This is a genomic window from Peribacillus sp. NPDC058075 (assembly GCF_042885195.1).
In the GTDB taxonomy this organism is placed as follows: domain Bacteria; phylum Bacillota; class Bacilli; order Bacillales; family DSM-1321; genus Peribacillus.
This window is the reverse complement of the sequence record NZ_JBHVSL010000001.1, coordinates 1,846,752-1,865,757: the sequence shown is the minus strand read 5'-3', so window position 1 is coordinate 1,865,757 and position 19,006 is coordinate 1,846,752. Positions and strand designations below refer to the sequence as shown.

Below are 19,006 nucleotides of genomic sequence, written 5' to 3'. Positions count from 1 at the left end.
GATTGTACCAACGTCTCTTATCCTAAATAATAGCTTAAGAAAAAGGTTAGTTTAATAAAGATATGGATAAAACTAAAACGTTTCTAAGGCGCGCCATTAAATTTATTTGGAAATTTAGAAAACAAAGTAATAGTAAAACAATTCAAGCAAGAAAGGGTTATTATTATGGATTTATCTGTTTCAAAAAAAGGTACGAACATTTCATATATCATTGCATTCGTGTTAATTAGCTCAATGGTAACAATGTCCGTGATGTTTGATGATCCCGAAATTATTTTGCCTGAAATTGCGGCAATGGCTATTGCCATGTGGGTTTATCGGGAACCCGGATGGGTTAGACAACCTTCGAAGATTTTCCTGGCACCATCTATCACTGCTTTAATAGGCTTCATGGTGAATCAATTACCTCTCACTTATATAGGAAAAATCATACTTACCTTAGTCCTTATGATGTTCTTTTTATACATTATTCGAACGAACTTAGCACCTTCTCTTGCAACAGGACTACTTCCATTAGTGGTGAATGCTCATGAATGGTCATTTATTTTATCGGTGTTAGTATTTACTCTCATATTGATGCTGGGTGTTATAATTTTTGAATTAAATAAAGGGTTGGAAAAGAAAGTGAAAATACAGTACAAGTACATGCTTGTTTTCTTGGTACTGAATTTCGTTTGGATCGGTATGTGTTGGGTCTTTGGATTCCAGCAACTTGCAGTTATCCCCCCTATAGTCGTTGTCGTGTATGAATCGCTTCAAAAGCCTATGTACAACGGGAAAATGGCCCTTAAGCAGGTACTAGTATTATCCATTTCCGCAACTGTCGGAACACTATTGTATTTTCTTATTAATTCATGGATATTGGTAACGTTGTTAGACATGGTTCTAATGCTTATCTTGTTACGAATTGCTGGCATGCGTATTCCAGCGGTGTATGCCTTTCCCTTGCTCCCATTTATATTCCCTGAGAATGTCATACCCATGATTCCATTAGGTGCTTTAATTTCATCTGTATTCCTGTTTGGTTCTGTATTAGTTTATAAAAAGTTTGAAATGAAATGTAAGAGAAATTCAATGGAACTGTGAACAAGAAATCCTCTTCCATAACATAAATCCGAATAATATCTTGTATTATAGTCGGGAAAAAAGGGACTTTCCATTGAATGAAAGAAACATGTTACCTTATAAAAACCCGTTCATTTTTTGAACGGGTTTTTTATAAGTTAGTAACCTTTAAGGTTATTGAATGTTTTTTTATTTAAGTAAAGATATGGTTTAAAGAAAAAGGATCAGGAAAAAAACTTACTAAATCTCCATATTTTCTGCATGAATTTTTTATATACTCGAAAGGGTTGTCCATTTTTAATTAACTAGGTAAGTCAATTGTTAATGAAATATTGGGAAACTATTATGTAGACCTTTTAAAAGTTTTTTAAAATTGCTCCTTGATCTGTTTAATTAATTCCATTTTTGCTAAAAAGGAAATATTCCTATGGAGGGTCATTAGAATGAATAGAAATGTATTAGTTGTTGACGATGAATGGAATATGTTAAATCTAATAAAGATACATTTGTCTGATAATTATAATATTGTTGTTTCGAACAATGGTCATGAGGCTTTGAAATACCTAGATAAGCAATCATTTGATTTAATTATCTTAGATATCATGATGCCATATATCAGTGGTTGGGAAATGTGTGAAATCATTAGAGAAAAATATAATATACCAATTTTAATGCTAACAGCGCGGAATGAATTGAATGATAAAGTTCGTGGATTAGAGATAGGGGCCGATGATTATCTAGTTAAACCTTTTGCATTTGAGGAATTGGCAGCCCGTGTTCATGCATTAATACGAAGGTCCATAATAAAACAAACCATTGAACCAAAAGAGCAAGTAATAATTTCTGGTGGTTTAGAAATCCATTATGAAAGCAGGAGAGTTAAAATAGAAGGTGAAATAGTGGAATTCACTCCAAAAGAATTTGATTTATTGTGGCTATTGGCAAGTAATTCGACTCAAATTTTCACTCGTGAATTATTGCTGGACAAAATATGGGGAATATATGATGAACGTGAATTTCGAACAGTGGATACTCACATTAAGAACATAAGAGTGAAGTTAAGGGATACTCAGTGCAAATCTAACCCAATAAAGACAGTTTGGGGAATAGGCTATAAATTTGAGGATAGGGGGCCATGAAGAAAATCAAAATTAATAGTATAGGTGGTAAGTTAGGCATTACTATAATGATTTTATTTATGTGTATTTTAGTGCCCTTAGGCTATGTAATAGATAGAATATTTTTCGGTTTCTATTATGGTCAAACTCATGAATATATTGATGAAGTTTCTTTAGACCTCATTAACTCCATAACAAATCTCGATGATCAAAATGAATTGGGAATATACGAAAAAATGGCGAATCATACGAAAACCGAGTTAGTGATCGTCGATAAAGCTGGTAAGGTACTTACAAGCTCCAACCTTTATGAAAAAGGTACGCAATTTAACGCTCAATTGTTGTCTAAAATTAAAAAAACGAATAAAATTCATCAGGATTATGTGGATCCCAATACTAAAAATTATTATTTTTTATCAGGACGTCCAATTATAATTAATGAAAATGTTGAAGGAGGAGTTTTTGTATTTTCCTCCTTAGATTCCATTCATGATTCGATACACATATTAAGGACGTACCTTGTTATTGCCATTTTAGGTGCATTACTGCTTGCTGCAGGTTTTACTTTCTTTGTATCCAAGAAGCTATCAAAGCCTCTTATTGATATGGAAAAGATCACAAGGCGGATCTCAAAAGGCGATCTTAATATACATATAAAAAAATCATCTAACGATGAAATTGGATCTCTCGCTCAAGCCATTAATGACCTTGCCATAGAACTAAAGGAATATCGGACGAATAGAAGTGAATTTTTAGCAAATATTTCTCATGAGCTTAGAACCCCTATATCTTATTTATCTGGATATGCATCGGTGATAAGAAAAAATCTATATAAGAATGACCAGGAAAAGGAAGAGTACCTAGCTATTATAGAGAATGAAGCCTCAAGACTGACACTTCTTATTAATGATTTGTTTGAACTCTCAAAAATGGAAGAAAACAAGATTGAATTATATAAAGAATGGATTGATGTCGAGGAATTAATTGAAGGGGTCCTCAACAAGTCCAAACTGAGAGCCAATAAGAAAGAAGTTACTTTGAAATATGAACCCGGTAAACATTTGAAAATGATTTTATCTGATGGGATGAGATTAGAACAAATCCTAACTAACCTTATCGAAAATTCTATAAGATACACAAGTCATGGGGGGATTGTTATTACCTCCCGAGCAAATAAGGATTTCGTCATCATCACTATCAAAGATTCAGGAGTAGGGATTCCTCCCAATGATTTGCCCTTTATTTTTGAACGGTTTTATCGAGTAGAGAAATCTCGATCTAGGCAAATGGGAGGGACTGGTCTTGGACTCGCTATCGTTAGGGAGTTGGTCAACGTATTGGGAGGGAGGATTGAAGTTAATAGTGCAGTTGGACAAGGGACTGAATTTATCATTACCCTTCCAATAGAAGTATAGAAATAAGTGTATGGCTAAACAAATCGTTTAGTCTTTTTTTTATTATGCTATGTTAAATTGATTGCTAAAAAAAGAAATTATCGAAATCGGATTTTAACCGATTTTCTTGATTAGGTACGATGATCTTTTTTCAGAAATTTCATTTCACAGGCTTGCTGTTCCTTTAAGCACAATAAAAAAGAGGAATCAACCAGCGATTCCTTTTTTCATCTAAACACTCGTTATTTAATTATATTTTACCTTTCATAACAAACTCTATGCTCAATTATTAGCTGAAATTTCACTTTCTATAACCCATTTATGATTTTTTACTTTTGGTCCTCCAGTAGTCTGAGTGTAGGTAACCGCATTTGCTGTTGTATCTTAGGCACGCACAATAAGAAATGATCAGTTCATTGCTAATTGCTCAATATTTTGTCTGGATAGGTCAAAGTCATATAAATGTTCAACATAAATTTGATGCCATACCATAAAGATTAAAATGGTCCATAATTTGCGGCTATTGTCCATTTTGTCTTGAACATGATTGTCCAATAGTTTTAGGATTTCCTGTTTGTTAAAAATATAGTCAGTAGGGCTATTATGAATTAACTGCATGGCCCAATCACAAAGTTCTGCTTTCAACCAATGGCGGATGGGGACAGGGAAACCTAGTTTCTTCCTGCTCCATACATGCTCTGGAACTATACCTTCTGCAGCTTTACGGAGGATATATTTAGTCGTGCCATTCCGTACTTTTTGATTGCTGGAAACTTTTGATGCGATATTAAAGACATGTTTGTCCAAAAAGGGAACTCTCACTTCTAGGGAGTTTGCCATGGACATTTTATCGGCTTTTAGTAAAATGTCTCCCTTTAGCCATGTATGAATATCAATGTTTTGCATTTTTGTAATGGCGTCATAATCTAAAGAACTAGAATAAATGGAACCCGTCACTTTTTCATTCTCCAAATTGTTTAGATAATTCACAAGTAAAAGTTTTTTCTCTTTTTCATCGAACATATTTGCGTTTCCGATATACCGTTCTTCTAAGGGTGTAACCCCCCGTTCTATAAAGCTCTTTCCTTTTACTCCCTCTTTAAGTGCTGAGGAGAGGGCTTTTAAAACATGCTTTACTGGAGACGGGATATAGGAAAACATGCGAAGGGATTGAGGTTCCCTGTATATGTTATAACCGCCGAACAATTCATCTGCACCTTCACCGGACAAAGCAACCTTGACTTGTTTCCTCGCTTCCCGCGCAACAAAGTACAAAGGCACAGCTGCAGGATCTGCTAAAGGGTCGTCCATATGCCAAATGATTTTTGGTAGCTCTGCAAGAAACTCTTCAGGGCTTATTACATAACTAATATTTTCTACATTTAGAGCGTTGGCCGTTTCTTCTGCAACGTTTATTTCGCTATAACCTTCTCTTTCAAAACCTACCGAAAAGGTTTTAATTTTAGGATTAATCTGTTTCGCAATTGAAACGATAAATGAAGAATCGATTCCTCCAGATAAGAAGGAACCAACTGGAACATCACTCCTCATATGTACGTTTACTGAGTCGATCAAGGTATCTTGGACTTCTTTGATTAATTTGGAATCTTCCATATTTGAGGGTTGGAAATTAGGTTTCCAGTATTTTTTTATATCCATTTTTTCCCCTGGTTTTTTCGTGAAGAAATGTCCAGGTGGTAGCTTTTTAATCGATTTAGTAAGCGTCGAAGGCTCCGGTACATATTGGAAACTAAGATAATGTTGTAAAGAATCTACGTCTAACTCTTCACTGATTGCCGTAAGAATACTTTTTTTCTCGGACGCAAAGTAAGTAGTTTCATCTTGCTCACAATAGAAAAAGGGTTTTATCCCAAAGTGATCCCTTGCACCAAAAAGTTTTTCTTCTTCTTTGTCCCAAATGACAAAAGCGAACATCCCACGCAGTTTACGAACGGATTGCTCCTTTATACTACTATAGAGGGCTATAATGACTTCGGTGTCAGAATCTGTCTTAAATTCGTGGCCTTTATCGATTAATTCCTTCCTTAGCTCAATATAATTATAAATTTCGCCATTGAAGATAATCCAGTATCTTTCATTTTCATATGAGAGTGGCTGGTTTCCGTTATCTATATCGATGATGCTTAATCTTCTAAAGCCAAAATTCACAAATTCATCGAAAAAATACCCTTCATCATCTGGGCCTCTATGGGTAATGATGTTATTCATCTCTTTCAACTTTTCCCTTATATCAGAATGTAAGGCTTTAGGCCCATTATGAACACATCCAACAAAACCGCACATAAAATCCACCTACCTATTGTTATTTTGAGCTTCCTTGAAAATTTTTAAGGAACTACCAGAAAGATAACAACAAAATATGTGGAAATTAAGGAGTTTACATAAAAATTGTAATTAATTTCAGGGTGCACAATAGTCATATCGTTTTTTGGAAGAATTTTGGGTAATTATAGGTGTTTTGTCATTTGTGCACACATTCTGCATAAAATTGTAACGATAATGTAAATTTAGGTAAATATGCGTGTCACTTAAGGATGATAGAATAATAAAAAAGTACTAATCGGGGGAAAAAATAGAAAATGAAAAAAATTATAGCTTCAGTTGTAGTGACGGGATTGTTACTATCAAATCCATTGGTCAGTAATGCCGCATTAGGAGATCGTACATTAAAAAGTGGAATGACTCATACAGATGTGAAACAATTACAAGAGAATTTAAAGAAAAAAGGATATTTTAAAACAGATACCACTACCTACTTTGGGACCGTTACTAAAAGTGCAGTAGTAAAGTTTCAAAAAAGCAAAGGCTTGAAAGCTGACGGTATTGTAGGTCCGAATACGTATATAGCATTGGGCGTAAAAAAGCAGACAACCAAGGTAGCTAATGTTAATAATACAAGCAATAAATCTACAGCGTTAGTGAAGGAAGCAAAAAAATATATGAATGTACCGTATGTTTGGGGCGGGAGTACGCCAAAAGGTTTTGATTGCACGGATTCCTAAAGTACGTATTCGAAAAGAGTACAGATATCACTTTGCCAAGAACGGTAGCGGAGATTTATAAGAAGGGGACAAAGGTGTCCAAACCACAAGTTGGGGACCTAGTCTTTTATGAAACCTACAAACCTGGTGCCTCCCATGCGGGTATTTACATCGGGGATAATCAATTCATACACAGCTCCTCATCAGGTGTAGGAATTTCCTCCATGGATAATAGTTATTGGAAACAGAGATATTTAGGAGCCAAAAGAATGTAATAGGAATAACGGCCAGCTCTTTTTTAAGAGACTGGCTTTTATTTATTTTAATAGTAATCTACCAATAGGTGACGATATCGAGAAGACCTATGATGATGATAACCGCCCCTGCACATTTTTGAACGGTATTGCCAAACTTCTTCCCTTTTTTTATTAAGGAACCTTCTGCGCCAAAACTCCAAATTAATAATAGGGTGATAACAAGGGGTAAAGCAGTCCCAATCCCAAAAATCGGTGTCAAGGCAAAACCATATGTAGTAGATAAAACCAAAGGCAAAAGTTGTACAAAAAATAGGACAAACATAGTTGGGCAAAAGGCGACTGAATAGCTTATGCCTAATAAAAGGGCTCCTAAATTCCCGTTTGAATTCCGGAATCCCCTCCACTTAAAAATACGCGAAACCCAACTGAATTTTAAATAACCTAATAAAAAAAGGCCGACTATAATGTTTAAGAATCCAATACTTTTGCGAAAATATGCGAAATAAGTGGTTAAGGTAGATTGAAACTCTTTTCCTAATAACCAAATTAAAACTCCTAAGAGGGAATATACCAATAGCTTTCCCAGGATGAATAAGGATATTTCCACCCAAGGGGCTTTTTTTCCCACTGCTTTATTTCCGAAATAGGCTATAGAAGTGAAATTTCCAGTGATTTGACAGGGCGCTAAGGAACCGAGGATCCCTAATAGTAAGGTCCCGATAAGGGGAAAGGCCATTGAACTATTCGTCAATTGTAAGATTGGATCAGAGAAAAATTGGCTAATTTTATTTAGGAAGTTGTACATGATGGCTCCTTTCAATTAATTGATGCCTAATTTTAGCAAACGTTTTTCAAGAAAGTATGCAGGAAGGATTTTTTATACTTCTTAACATATTTTCATTGAACAGGATACTTCATCTAAAAAAATATAACGTTAATTTCAAAAGATTATTAGTATAATAGTTTAAATATTATAATGTAAGCAGACTAGGTGCCCTTGAAAACCAAGGGGTAATAGGGAATCGGGTGTAAGTCCCAGGCGGTCATTGATTCATATTGATTCATTGATTGTGTATCGAATGATTAATCAAACAAACAAACTCGGACAATCAGCTTCAAGAGTAATGGGATGGGGGATTGTCGTTCTAGCATACGGAGTGTCCTTTTATCAAGCCTTCTCATTCTTTAATCCATGGGGCGGAGCTTGATTTTGAAATTCTAGGAGTTGTTCTGTTTCTTTCATTGACCTTTTCTTTTGTCTTATTAAGTGTACGGTCTAGGGGAAAGAATATTGAAATAAATAAAAACTAATAGTGTTTTCACATGGGCAGGTTTTACCGGTTTTTCCTATGTTTGTTACAGTGTTGAGATCTGTTCTATAATGAAGCTCGAAAGAAAACTAATGGATATAACTAAGGAAGCTTTAACGATTCTCGTTAGATTAACACCTATTCCTATCAATCAATTAGGGGAAAATCAGAAAAGACTGCCGGGCTAACTTCCTGCAATTTTGTAAAAGATTTTAACTACATTTATTTACTAGACAGACTTATGGGTGCTATGTTCCCTCCGGTCTTTTTTTGTTATAAAAAAGAAGCTAGAAAGGAGATGTCTACCTGGTATTAAATGGGGGAAAAGTCGTATTTTAATTCAGGGAAAAAACAAATCCTTTAGTGTGCTAATACGATAAAAAATTCCGTTGACATTCATTTTATTATTGTGTTAACTTTATATTACGATATTTTATCACTCTAATACATTAGTAAACTAAAGTACACAGGGTAATACTTAAGTCAAAGGTGGTTTTAATATGAAACGTATAGCGACAATTATGCTGACAATAGTAGCCGTATTTTCACTTCTTGCAGCATGTTCTTCCAAACAGGAGGATAAAGACAACACGCTGGTGATTGGCATCGACGATAAATTTGCCCCTATGGGATTTCGAGATGAGAATAACAAAATCACTGGTTTTGATATCGACTATGCCAAAGCTGCTGCAGAAAAAATGGGGGTAAAGGTTAAATTTCAGCCCATTGACTGGAAAACAAAAGAAACCGAACTAAGCAGTGGACGTATAGACCTCATTTGGAACGGGTACACCATTACGGATGAGCGAAAAGAGAAGGTTCTTTTTACGAAGCCCTATTTAAAAAATGCACAGGTGGTTGTTACACGTGAAGATTCAAAGCTTACTAAACTGGATGATTTAAAGGGAAAAGTAGTGGGCCTTCAATCGCTTTCTTCTGCATCAGATGCATTGAATGCTAATCCGGTTAATTCTAAAATCAAGACGATCACGGAATTCTCCGATAACGTATTGGCTCTAAGTGACCTGAAATCTGGCCGTGTGGATGCTGTCGTCATTGATGAAGTTGTTATAAAATATTACATGTCCAAAGAAAAAGAAACCTTTAAGATTCTTGAAGAATCACTTGCACCAGAGGAATATGGAGTTGGCGTGAAAAAAGGGAACGAAGATCTTCTGAAGCAGCTTCAAGGTGCACTTGATGAACTGAATGAGGACGGCACTGCCGCTAAAATCTCTGAGAAATGGTTCGGGGAAAATAAGGTATTAAAGTAATTGAACGTACAATATTAAGCAAACAGGATTTCCTATGGAAACCCTGTTTTGTTTTTGGGGGAATCCATTCATGTCCGCAGATTATATTTTATCAATACTTAAGCCTATGCTCGAAGGGGCACAGATGACGGTCCTCTTATTTTTGATCGCCATAGTCTTGTCCATTCCTTTGGGCTTCTTGCTAACTCTGGCTGTAAGAAGCAAAATCAAGCCTTTAGCCTGGCTTGCCAATACCTATATTTACTTGATGCGCGGTACACCGCTGTTGCTTCAATTGCTATTTATCTGTTTCGGGCTTCCGATGATTCCCGTGATTGGCGAATATATGGTTTTGGATCGCTTTGTAGCTGCATGTTTAGGCTTTATTTTAAATTATGCTGCCTATTATGCCGAGATTTTCCGAGGAGGTCTTCTAGCTATTGATAAAGGCCAATATGAGGCATCCCAAGTATTGGGTTTGACTAAATGGCAGACCATGAGGAAAATAATTCTGCCTCAAATGTTCCGCGTGGCGCTTCCGGCCGTTTCCAATGAATCGGTGACACTTGTTAAGGATACTGCGCTGCTCTATGCAGTTGCTGTACCGGAACTATTACACTTTGCGCAGACAGCAGTGAATCGTGACTTTACAATTGTTCCATTTTTCTTAGCAGGTATCATTTACTTAATCATGACGCTCATATTAACAGGATTCTTTAAATTTCTAGAACGAAGGTTCAAATATGAATAAGAAGGGGTGGCGAATGTGGCTATAATTGAAGTAACTAACCTCAAAAAGTCATATGACAAACTTGATGTATTAAAACAATTTACTTTTGATGTAAATAAAAACGATGTGGTTGCAGTAATCGGCCCCTCCGGTTCAGGAAAAAGCACGATGCTCCGCAGTTTGATTCATCTCGAAGAAATCAACGACGGTAGCATATGTATATCCGGCGATTATCTGGTGAGGGATGGCATATACTCCAAACCACAAGAGATCAAGCAAATCACCTCCAAAATGGGAATGGTCTTCCAACATTTTAATCTCTTCCCGCACCTCACTGTCAAAGAAAATCTAGAAGTCGCCCCCAGAATGGCGAAAAAGGGGACTAACACAGAGATTCACAAGCAAAGCAGGGAGCTGTTGGAGAAGGTTGGTCTTTCTGGTCGGGAGACAGCTTACCCGGAGAATCTTTCGGGCGGACAAAAACAAAGAGTAGCCATTGCAAGGGCACTTATGATGAATCCAGAAATCCTGCTGTTTGATGAGCCCACATCGGCTTTGGATCCTGAATTGACAGGTGAAGTACTACAAGTAATGAAGGATCTAGCTGAAGAGCAAATGACTATGATTGTGGTAACGCATGAGATGGGGTTTGCAAAGGAAGTAGCAAACAGGGCCATTTTCATGGATAATGGGGAAATTATCGAATCAGGTGATCCGACAGAGTTGTTTACAAACCCCCAGTTCGAGCGAACGAAAGCTTTCTTGAACCGTAGTTTAAAATAAATCCTGAAGTGCACTATCAATTGATTAAGTTATACATGTTACAATGAAATCATTTTTTAGATTAAATACAAGAAGGCGGATCAGGTATATGAACCGCCTTTTTAAGTTTGCCCTGCATGGGTGTATTATATAGGATAATAGTACCGTGCTCACGAAGGAAGGAGAATCGGTAATTTAAAGTTCTTGAGAAAAGAGATTCATTTGGTCTGAAAATGCCTCATTGAAAACGCCACCCCCCTTTTATTTCTAACAAAAAGGATAGTTTTTCGTAATGATGATACAAATTCACCTAAGCTTGATGGCGATGTGATGCTAACACAATGTTTTTCCATGTTTGAAATAAATAATAATCAAATAATTTAAGATATATCTATTTCCGAAGAATAGCAAAGGAACGACATATTTTATTAATGAATGATCAGAACGTTTAGGTCAAAAAGATGCAAACCTGGAAGTATGTTTCCCTTGGTTTTACGAACAGCCATCACCTGAGTCTTTTCTTACAGGATTGAACTATGCTGATGCAAGAATCTTGTTATCTTATCAACTTGGAAAACTAGAAAGAACGTATATGTGAGAGAGTGGATTTCAAATCACAATATTACAATTGACGGCCATGGTTATGATGTACAATAACATTTAATATAGAACGTGCGAATGAAAGCACAATTTCTTTTAGAATATAATATACTATACCAAGGTATGGTTTAAGCGATTGAAATAAATGATCAAACATAAATGGCGGATATTCCGTATCTGCAAGCTTGAACGGTAATAATGATCACACGGATACCCATGCGGCAAAAATAAATGGTAACGAGGAAAAAGAATCTATTAATGAGCAAGCACATAATGATAATCATACAAGCCAAAAAAGTGATGGTGAGGATTCAGGGCAATCAGATCATGTAGCATCTTCAAAAAGTGAAGTGGTCACAAACGTAAAGTATGAAAAAGGCTTAATTACAATCGATGTGAAGGATAAAGATCAAAATTCACCTAAATTAGAAATATCACATGAAAAGATTATGCATTTAATTATTGTAAGTGCCGACTTAGAAAATTATTATCATCTACATCCTCTAAAAAAAGGAAATGGCATGTATACTCAGAAATTCGCCCTACCTGAAAACTCTTATAAAGTGTTTGTTGATATGAAACCGAAAAACTTTGCCTATCAGGTTAGTCCAATAGAGCTGCAGGTGGGTAAAGGTCATGGTGAACATGAGGGAAATACACTAAAGGCTGATACAAAATCAACAAAAACAATCAATGAAAAGACAGTTGAATTAACAGCTACAGAGCTAGGAATAAACAAAGCTGTGACATTAAACTTTGATACGAAAGGGATTACTCCAGAGCCCTATCTGGGGGCTCTAGGGCATGTTGTTATTTTGGATGATAAGGGTGGGAAATTTGTTCATGTGCACCCTACATCAGAATATAAGACCCTATTTGAAACAAAATTTGATAAAGCTGGGAACTACAAAGTGTGGGGAGAATTTAAATTTGATGGTAAAGTCAATAGCTATCCATTTGTTATAAAGGTCAAATAAAAAGGAAAAAAGGGGAATTTATATGAACTTAGATGGGGTTAGCAAGCATCTATTAATTTGCAACGGGAAAACATGCACGAAAAATGGAGCAGAAGAAGTAACAGAGACCATTAGGGAAGAATTGAAAAACTTAGAGCTACAAAAGGAGATTCACACAACAAAAACATTATGCAACGGGCAATGCAAGCATGGGCCGATTGCTGTTCTATATCCACAAGGAACCTGGTATAAAGAAATGAATAAAACAAAAAGCGAAGAACTTATTCGTCAATTGAAAGAAAATGACAATTTTCATATAGGCTCTGAACTTTATTATCATGATGGGAAAACATTCAAGAACAATGAGAGTGAATGAACTGTAACATCTTACTTCTATATAAAAGGGTTCTGTACAGGGCGCTTTTCGAATAGGAAAAATTTTTGACAGATCATTTTATCGATCAGTTCATATTTCAATCAATAGGGTTTACTTCTATCCATTAATACTAATTGAAAATTTTTCTCTTAATAACTGGAAGTATTGGAAAAGGGATTAGCTTCTATGTAAGAAGTATTAGAGTGTCATTGTTTAATAAGTAAGTATGATGATCTTTTAAAAATCGGAATGATTGGAAATATTAATCAGAAAGCTAAATAAACTAGGACTTATAAGAATTTTAACTAGCCTAGTTCTTAGAAAATTCAACAGTTTTACCAATATATAAAAAAATACCCGTTCGTAAAAGTGTACTTTTACGAACGGGTATTTTTTTATAACATTACCTCACATTCTTTCCTGGATGGCGGAAGAGGAAAATTTTAATTCCCTCCTATTAATTTCACTAGCTTATCATTCTCTATCTTGTTATGATTGATATACCTGTCTAAATCTTCAAAAAATATCGAAAGTTCGGTGTAAAAATGAATCTTATGACAAAAGATTTACTGATTAACTTTTTAATTATCCTTTTTCCGATCTTTTTATTGCAAATGAGCTATCTAGTGAAGTACGTATACCGTTTAGAGGCATTAAAAGGATCCTTCCTATCGATTTTCCCTATTCTTTCACTTGTTCTATGCATGTTATTTCCCGTTGTTATAGAAGAAGATTTTGTTTGGGATCTTAGATGGATCCCTTTTCTATTAGGCGGTTTATATGGAGGCTACCGGTTAGGAATCATATTGATCGTCATCACTCTTGTTATCCGCTATTTATCAGGGGGTGACAATGGATTTTATATATCATGCATCACTTTTCCACTAATGGGAATTTCCCTGTTTTTTATATCTAAGTACTATCTAAAAATGTCTGTCAGTAAAAAAATCCTTATTGGTATATCATTAATATTCATTGTCCATATTCTTACGCAGTTTATTTCAACAGTCGTATTTGAACTTACTATTGGCATAAGCATATGGAAACAATACTTCACGATCCAAGTCATTGGAATCGTTGTTGTAATCTTACTATGGGAAGTCATCCTCACTAATTTTCAGGTTCTCGAAAAATTAGTGAAAGCGGAAAAATTGCAGATCGTTAGTCATCTGGCTGCAAGCATATCTCATGAAGTCAGAAATCCCCTTACAGTTACCAGGGGATATATTCAAATGTTAAGCGAAGACGTGTCTTCCCATACAAAGGTCAAATATGCAAATATTGCACTGAAGGAATTGGATCGGGCCACGGATGTCATTAATGATTATTTGACGTTTGCTGCCATAAGCCCTGAAAACACGGAGCGATTAAGGGTATCAGAAGAAATGCAGCATGTCGTGAACAGCATAAAACCCTTGGCTAGCAATAATGGAACAGAATTGAAATTATCCTTATTCGAAGATGGAACTTATTATATCATGGGGGAAAGAAAGAAATTCCAGCAGTGCTTGTTCAATATCTTAAAAAATGGGATAGAATCGATGGAACATGCTGGAGAAATATACATAGATTTAATTCGTACTGCCTCCACCATTCAAATTAAGATCCAAGATCAGGGAATTGGAATGACACAGGAACAGATATACCGTTTAGGTGAGCCTTACTTCACGACAAAAAATAAAGGGACGGGATTAGGCATGATGGTTTCATATAGCGTTATCAAAAGCATGGAAGGAACGGTACATGTGTCAAGTGAACAAGGGAAAGGGACATGTTTCTCTATTAACCTGCCCATACATAAACATGAGCCTATTTAGTTGAGTGTAAATTGACGGTTTTACACTCATAGATTACAATTTAAGTAAACTACCAATATTATGAAATAATTCAATGACGCATTTGATACCTAAGGGAGATGATTGTATGAAATCGCTTACAGACGGACAAATCATTTGGGAACCGACAAAGGAACAAATCGAGCAAACGGTATTGACTCAATATGTGAAATGGTTAAAAGAAAGAAAAGGTTTAACTTTTCATGATTATCATGAATTATGGAAATGGTCGGTAGATGAACTGGAGGAATTTTGGGCTTCAATTTGGGATTATTGTGATGTAAAAGCAGCCAGGAAATATGACAGGGTTTTAGCGGAGCAATCAATGCCAGGTGCGAAATGGTTCGAGGGGGCAAGGCTTAATTATGCTGAAAATGCATTATGGAATGAGCAAGAAGAAAAAACGGCGATTTTTTTTCGTTCCGAACATATCAGGCAACAGGAAGTCAGCTGGAAAGAACTGAAAGAAAAAGTAGCTTCTGTCGCCCATTCATTAAGAGAACTTGGTGTAAAATCCGGTGACCGTGTTGTTGCCTATATGCCCAACATACCTGAAGCTGTCATAGCTTTCTTGGCAACAGCAAGCATAGGTGCCATCTGGTCCAGTTGTTCACCTGACTTTGGCGCAAGAAGCGTCATAGATCGTTTCAAACAGATTGAACCGGTTGTATTACTGGCGGTTGATGGATATCAGTACAATGGAAATGTATATGATAAAACACCAGTCGTCTCCCAGCTTAAACAGGAATTGGTCACTGTAAAGCATACCGTGCTGGTTCCTTACATAGAAAAAAAGATTTTGGAAGTGAATCTGGCAGATACAATTCCTTGGGATGACCTTTTAAAAGAAAAGGCAGAATTATCTTTTGAAAATGTTCCATTCGATCATCCGCTTTGGATTCTCTATTCATCAGGCACAACCGGAATGCCAAAACCAATTGTACAAGGACATGGCGGTATATTATTGGAGCATTTAAAATCAACAAGAATCCATCAAGGCATGACTTCCGAGGACACTGTTTTCTGGTTTACGACGACAGGCTGGATGATGTGGAATCTTCTTATGGGCGGTTTGCTTAATGAAGGAACCATCGTCCTTTATGACGGCAGTCCTTCTTTTCCGAATATGGATGTCCTTTGGGAATTGGCTGAAGATACAGGCATGACTTTCTTTGGAACAAGTGCACCATTCCTTACGAATTCCATGAAGTTAGGAATCAAGCCAATCGGAAAATATGATTTATCGAATCTGAAGGCTCTTTTTTCAACTGGAGCTCCATTGTCTGGCGACGGTTATAAATGGGTGTATGAGAATGTCAAAAAGGATATCTGGCTCAGTTCATCCAGTGGAGGAACCGATGTTTGTGCCGGATTTGTAGGCGGCGTTCCAACTTTGCCCGTAAGAATCGGAGAGATACAAGGAAGGGCATTGGGTGTTTATGCAGAAGCCTTTGATGAGCATGGCCAAACATTGATTAATGAAGTCGGTGAATTGGTCATTACCAAACCGATGCCGTCCATGCCGCTATATTTCTGGAATGATCATGACGGGACAAGATACTACGAGAGTTATTTCGATACGTATCCTGGCATATGGAAACATGGTGATTGGATAAAGATTGACGACAAGGGCAGTTGTATCATTTATGGTCGTTCCGACTCGACCATCAACCGTTCTGGTGTACGGATGGGAACTAGCGATATCTACCGGGTCGTCGAAGCGATAGACGAAGTGATGGAAAGCCTTGTCATTGATAGGGAAGTGCTTGGCCGCGGTTCCTCACTGTTGCTGTTCGTTGTCCTTAAGCCCGGTAAAGCCCTGGATACTGCATTGACGGCAAAAATCAAGGAACAAATCAGAGGGCATGTGTCCCCTCGCCTTATTCCTGACCAAATCCATGTCGTTGAACAAATTCCAAAAACATTGAACGGAAAGAAAATGGAAGTCCCGATTCGAAAAGTGTTATTAGGGTTCGAGTTTGATAAGGTAGTGAATGCAGACTCCATGGGAAATCCAGAATCGCTACAGTTCTTTAAAGAATTAGCTCTTGAGTTGAATGAGAGAAAAATATTCTAACATTACTAATTTAATTATTAACCAAAAAAGTATTTTTTTATTGTAGCCATGACCTTTATTTATCCATGTTCTAGAATAAATTTAATAAATATGAGAGCAATGATGAAGAAGAGTAAACATTAAGAATGTTGCAGAGAGCTGATGTTTGATGGAAATCAGTACAGGATTATTGGTAATGGGCTTCTGAGCTTCTAGATTGAAATAAGCAGTAGGTCTGGGTGAACGCCTTACCGTTAAAAAGACTAAGTATAGAAACAATTTTATTGTTTCCGTACGGATAGGTGCGTTTACATAAAAAGTAAGCGAATGAAGGTGGCACCACGGGTTACTCGTCCTTTTTTGGATGGGTAGCCCTTTTTGTATTTATTTTACTAGGGATTTGACTCCCTAGTTTTTTCATAAGGAATAATGACAGTTAGCACTGACGAATCTTTTATATAAGGAATCACCGATTTTTAACGAATTTAGATAAATAATTTAAATGACAGGAGATAATGGATATTGAATCAAGTAATACAATAGTATGAAATGACGTATTTACAGCTAAACCAGGCAAACTAGATGAAGTGGTTGCTATCCAAGCTGAAGAGCTACTCAATTTTCAGAATGGATCCCAAGGTGTTCCTGGTTGGATTAGTAGCCGTTGGCATCGTTCTGTTGATAATAATAAGGCAATTATGGTAACTACCTTTGAGAGTATTGATTTTCATAAATATCGGTTAGAAAAAAGTGGATTTTGGAAACCTTTTATCAAAATACAACATCTCATTAAAGATAAAGAAAGTGGGTATTATACGTTAGTGGAAGACATTGATAATTTGTAAACTTTAAATTTCTTTTTGGTGCCAAAAAATGCCGGTAAAACATCTTATGCTTTTAAAAAATCACGGGATGTTAGCAACTGGAACCCTATAACAGAATAATTAATAGATGGAAATGTAAAACGCCTCCTTTAGTGGCATTTTGAAAAATAATGAAAGGATGAAGAGATTATGATAAGTGAATTAATGGATATGCTAGAATCCCGTAAAGTTGAAATGATTGAAATTCGTAGGCACCTACACGAAAATCCTGAGCTATCTTTTAAAGAAGAAAAAACAGCTCAATATATTATAGATTTTTATAAAGAAAAGGACGTAGAAGTTCAATCTAATGTAGGTAATGGATACGGAATTATCGTGACCATTAAAGGTGGAAAGCCTGGAAAAAAGATCGGTCTTCGAGCTGATTTTGATGCACTTCCAATCGTTGAAGAAACGGATATACCCTTTAAATCAAAAACTGAAGGCGTTATGCATGCGTGTGGTCATGATGGCCATACAGCCTACTTGTTAGTCTTAGCGGATTGCCTCATTCAATTAAAAGATGAAATTCCCGGTACAATCAAAATTATTCATCAGCATGCGGAAGAAGTTCCGCCAGGCGGGGCAAAGAGTATTGTAGAATCTGGGGTACTTGACGATTTAGATAATATATTTGGCATCCATCTGCTGCCAATGGACGAAGCAGGAGTGGTTGGATATCATGCTGGATATTCCTTTAACGGCAGGGCTTATTTGAAATTAAAAGTTCAAGGTAGAGGTGGACATGGTTCCTCACCACATCTAGCAAATGATGCCATTGTAGCTGGTGCTCATTTTGTTACAGCTGCTCAAACGATTATTAGCCGTCGATTAAGTCCTTTTGATATTGGTGTGATAACAATTGGTTCTTTTGATGGAAAAGGAACATTTAATATAATTAAAGACAGCGTAGAGCTTGAAGGCGATATTCGTTATATGACTGTTGATACAAAAGAAAAAATTGAAATAGAAGTTAAACGGCTTGTCAAAGGACTTGAAGAAGAATTTGGTGTAACATGTGATCTAACATATACAATAGACTATCCACCTTTATATAATGATCCTGAATTAACAGGAAAGGTTGCTGAGTCACTTAAGAATGCAAATGATAAAGATATTAAAGAGGTAAAGGAATTTCCAGCAATGCCCCCATCTGAAGACTTTGCTTACTATGCTGAAAAAATTCCTTCCTGCTTCTTTTACATTGCTTGTACACCTAAAGGAGTAGAAAAACCTTATTTTAATCATAATCCTAAATTTGATATCGATGAAGATGCCCTTCTCGTGGCAGCAAAGGCAGTAGGATATGTTGTTTGTGGTTATTATGAGTTAGATTAGGAAAAAGAATAGAATATTTGTCAGGTGTGGTACAGTTGTTGACATGCTTTGCTGTATTAGATAATTCTATTGATAAAAAGCAAAACGATTA

General features: G+C 36.2%; 16 protein-coding genes, 1 pseudogene and 1 other annotated feature. Of the genes and pseudogenes, 14 read left to right on the top strand and 3 right to left on the bottom strand.

The features are described from left to right. Nucleotides 1-165 precede the first annotated feature (165 nt). The 3 genes from ACFVS1_RS09225 (at nt 166) to ACFVS1_RS09215 (ending at nt 3,598) form a co-directional block, all read left to right on the top strand. On the top strand, nt 166-1,086 hold the full coding sequence (locus tag ACFVS1_RS09225) for a hypothetical protein (protein ID WP_387546632.1): 921 nt from the start codon (nt 166-168) through the stop codon (nt 1,084-1,086). Between the two features lie 422 nt (nt 1,087-1,508). Beyond that, nucleotides 1,509-2,204 carry a response regulator transcription factor gene (locus tag ACFVS1_RS09220; protein ID WP_387546630.1) on the top strand — a complete coding sequence of 232 codons (696 nt, stop codon included), beginning with the start codon at nt 1,509-1,511 and terminating at the stop codon, nt 2,202-2,204. Further along, entirely contained in the window at nt 2,201-3,598 is a 1,398-nt protein-coding gene (locus tag ACFVS1_RS09215) for a sensor histidine kinase (protein ID WP_387546627.1), read from the top strand. The genes ACFVS1_RS09220 and ACFVS1_RS09215 overlap by 4 nt, the downstream gene beginning before the upstream one ends. A 261-nt stretch (nt 3,599-3,859) precedes the next feature. Here the strand turns inward: ACFVS1_RS09215 and ACFVS1_RS09210 are convergent. Both ACFVS1_RS09210 and asnB read right to left on the bottom strand, forming a co-directional pair. Continuing rightward, nucleotides 3,860-3,949 (bottom strand): annotated as a pseudogene (locus ACFVS1_RS09210) (DUF1541 domain-containing protein); the annotation flags it as partial. A gap of 36 nt (nt 3,950-3,985) precedes the next feature. Beyond that, nucleotides 3,986-5,881 (bottom strand): asparagine synthase (glutamine-hydrolyzing), encoded by a 1,896-nt coding sequence (gene asnB / locus ACFVS1_RS09205; protein ID WP_387546625.1) that lies wholly within the window; start codon nt 5,879-5,881, stop codon nt 3,986-3,988. Between the two features lie 296 nt (nt 5,882-6,177). Between asnB and ACFVS1_RS09200 the strand changes: the two genes are divergently transcribed. Continuing rightward, the gene (locus ACFVS1_RS09200; protein WP_387546622.1) at nt 6,178-6,600 is read left to right on the top strand and encodes a peptidoglycan-binding domain-containing protein; all 423 of its coding nucleotides are present in this window, start codon (nt 6,178-6,180) and stop codon (nt 6,598-6,600) included. After that, nucleotides 6,585-6,854 (top strand): C40 family peptidase, encoded by a 270-nt coding sequence (locus ACFVS1_RS09195; protein ID WP_387546620.1) that lies wholly within the window; start codon nt 6,585-6,587, stop codon nt 6,852-6,854. The genes ACFVS1_RS09200 and ACFVS1_RS09195 overlap by 16 nt, the downstream gene beginning before the upstream one ends. A 58-nt stretch (nt 6,855-6,912) precedes the next feature. Here ACFVS1_RS09195 and ACFVS1_RS09190 read toward each other — a convergent pair whose 3' ends face one another. Then, nucleotides 6,913-7,641 (bottom strand): urease accessory protein UreH domain-containing protein, encoded by a 729-nt coding sequence (locus ACFVS1_RS09190; protein WP_387546617.1) that lies wholly within the window; start codon nt 7,639-7,641, stop codon nt 6,913-6,915. A 1,005-nt stretch (nt 7,642-8,646) separates the two neighbouring features. Here ACFVS1_RS09190 and ACFVS1_RS09185 point away from each other — a divergent pair. From ACFVS1_RS09185 to ACFVS1_RS09145, 9 genes are all read left to right on the top strand, one after another. Further along, a complete protein-coding gene (locus ACFVS1_RS09185) occupies nt 8,647-9,420 on the top strand; it encodes an amino acid ABC transporter substrate-binding protein (protein ID WP_352923560.1) in 774 nt (257 codons plus the stop codon). 70 nt (nt 9,421-9,490) lie between these two features. Next, nucleotides 9,491-10,150 carry an amino acid ABC transporter permease gene (locus ACFVS1_RS09180; protein ID WP_387546614.1) on the top strand — a complete coding sequence of 220 codons (660 nt, stop codon included), beginning with the start codon at nt 9,491-9,493 and terminating at the stop codon, nt 10,148-10,150. A 15-nt stretch (nt 10,151-10,165) separates the two neighbouring features. Beyond that, nucleotides 10,166-10,912, top strand: a complete 747-nt coding sequence (locus ACFVS1_RS09175; protein ID WP_352923554.1) for an amino acid ABC transporter ATP-binding protein — start codon at nt 10,166-10,168, stop codon at nt 10,910-10,912. Between the two features lie 764 nt (nt 10,913-11,676). Next, nucleotides 11,677-12,468, top strand: a complete 792-nt coding sequence (locus ACFVS1_RS09170; RefSeq protein WP_387546610.1) for a hypothetical protein — start codon at nt 11,677-11,679, stop codon at nt 12,466-12,468. Nucleotides 12,469-12,490: 22 nt separating this feature from the next. After that, entirely contained in the window at nt 12,491-12,823 is a 333-nt protein-coding gene (locus tag ACFVS1_RS09165) for a (2Fe-2S) ferredoxin domain-containing protein (protein ID WP_387546608.1), read from the top strand. A 545-nt stretch (nt 12,824-13,368) separates the two neighbouring features. Then, nucleotides 13,369-14,640: an ATP-binding protein gene (locus ACFVS1_RS09160; RefSeq protein ID WP_387546602.1), complete on the top strand. Its 1,272-nt coding sequence runs from the start codon at nt 13,369-13,371 to the stop codon at nt 14,638-14,640. A 106-nt stretch (nt 14,641-14,746) separates the two neighbouring features. Further along, complete coding sequence (locus tag ACFVS1_RS09155; RefSeq protein ID WP_387546600.1) at nt 14,747-16,735, top strand: acetoacetate--CoA ligase; 1,989 nt, start codon at nt 14,747-14,749, stop codon at nt 16,733-16,735. A 90-nt stretch (nt 16,736-16,825) separates the two neighbouring features. Further along, nucleotides 16,826-17,075, top strand: a binding site (T-box leader). Nucleotides 17,076-17,301: 226 nt separating this feature from the next. Further along, on the top strand, nt 17,302-17,559 hold the full coding sequence (locus ACFVS1_RS09150) for a hypothetical protein (RefSeq protein WP_387546597.1): 258 nt from the start codon (nt 17,302-17,304) through the stop codon (nt 17,557-17,559). Between the two features lie 168 nt (nt 17,560-17,727). Continuing rightward, nucleotides 17,728-18,915: an amidohydrolase gene (locus ACFVS1_RS09145; protein ID WP_387546594.1), complete on the top strand. Its 1,188-nt coding sequence runs from the start codon at nt 17,728-17,730 to the stop codon at nt 18,913-18,915. The last annotated feature ends 91 nt before the right edge of the window (nt 18,916-19,006 follow it).

What these genes read in the sequence shown, in the direction of transcription:
- ACFVS1_RS09190 (WP_387546617.1), bottom strand. Translation starts at nt 7,641, where the DNA reads ATGTACAACTTCCTAAATAAAATTAGCCAATTTTTCTCTGATCCAATC.
- ACFVS1_RS09225 (WP_387546632.1), top strand. Translation starts at nt 166, where the DNA reads ATGGATTTATCTGTTTCAAAAAAAGGTACGAACATTTCATATATCATT.
- ACFVS1_RS09200 (WP_387546622.1), top strand. Translation starts at nt 6,178, where the DNA reads ATGAAAAAAATTATAGCTTCAGTTGTAGTGACGGGATTGTTACTATCA.
- ACFVS1_RS09180 (WP_387546614.1), top strand. Translation starts at nt 9,491, where the DNA reads ATGTCCGCAGATTATATTTTATCAATACTTAAGCCTATGCTCGAAGGG.
- ACFVS1_RS09165 (WP_387546608.1), top strand. Translation starts at nt 12,491, where the DNA reads ATGAACTTAGATGGGGTTAGCAAGCATCTATTAATTTGCAACGGGAAA.
- ACFVS1_RS09220 (WP_387546630.1), top strand. Translation starts at nt 1,509, where the DNA reads ATGAATAGAAATGTATTAGTTGTTGACGATGAATGGAATATGTTAAAT.
- ACFVS1_RS09215 (WP_387546627.1), top strand. Translation starts at nt 2,201, where the DNA reads ATGAAGAAAATCAAAATTAATAGTATAGGTGGTAAGTTAGGCATTACT.
- asnB (WP_387546625.1), bottom strand. Translation starts at nt 5,881, where the DNA reads ATGTGCGGTTTTGTTGGATGTGTTCATAATGGGCCTAAAGCCTTACAT.
- ACFVS1_RS09160 (WP_387546602.1), top strand. Translation starts at nt 13,369, where the DNA reads ATGAATCTTATGACAAAAGATTTACTGATTAACTTTTTAATTATCCTT.
- ACFVS1_RS09155 (WP_387546600.1), top strand. Translation starts at nt 14,747, where the DNA reads ATGAAATCGCTTACAGACGGACAAATCATTTGGGAACCGACAAAGGAA.
- ACFVS1_RS09145 (WP_387546594.1), top strand. Translation starts at nt 17,728, where the DNA reads ATGATAAGTGAATTAATGGATATGCTAGAATCCCGTAAAGTTGAAATG.
- ACFVS1_RS09185 (WP_352923560.1), top strand. Translation starts at nt 8,647, where the DNA reads ATGAAACGTATAGCGACAATTATGCTGACAATAGTAGCCGTATTTTCA.